The organism is Virgibacillus sp. M23, from assembly GCF_034190895.1.
Taxonomy (GTDB): domain Bacteria; phylum Bacillota; class Bacilli; order Bacillales; family Amphibacillaceae; genus Virgibacillus; species Virgibacillus salarius.
Genome location: NZ_JAWDHA010000355.1, coordinates 1 through 401 on the forward strand (window position 1 = coordinate 1; position 401 = coordinate 401).

The window sequence follows — 401 nt, forward strand, 5'->3', positions numbered from 1 at the left end:
TTCTTCGTGAAGCTTTTCACCTGGACGCTTGCCGACTTCTCCGGCCGCCGGCCGCGGGAGCCCGTGCTGCTATGCATATTCTTCAAATCCATGAATCAGTTCTTCAAGTTTCAGTGATTCCATTTTGAAAATAAAGGTTTCTCCGCCTTTTGTAATCGCAGCTGATTGCAAAGTCAATGTAGCTGCATCGTCTATTGACATGAAAAATCTGGTCATGTTCTTGTCTGTGATAGTCAGAGGCTGACCCTCCATCATCTGTTCAAATAATATAGGGATGACCGAACCTCTGGAGCCCAGAACATTTCCGAAGCGGACCGAACAAAACACGGTTCCTTTGTTTTGAACGTGGCGGTTTGCTTGATGAAACAGCTTTTCAGATAACAGCTTGGTGGCACCCATTG

At 46.4% G+C, this 401-nt stretch carries 1 pseudogene; it reads right to left on the reverse strand.

Annotated features, from left to right (window positions below):
• Positions 1-401 (reverse strand): annotated as a pseudogene (locus RVS70_RS22970) (polysaccharide biosynthesis protein); the annotation flags it as partial.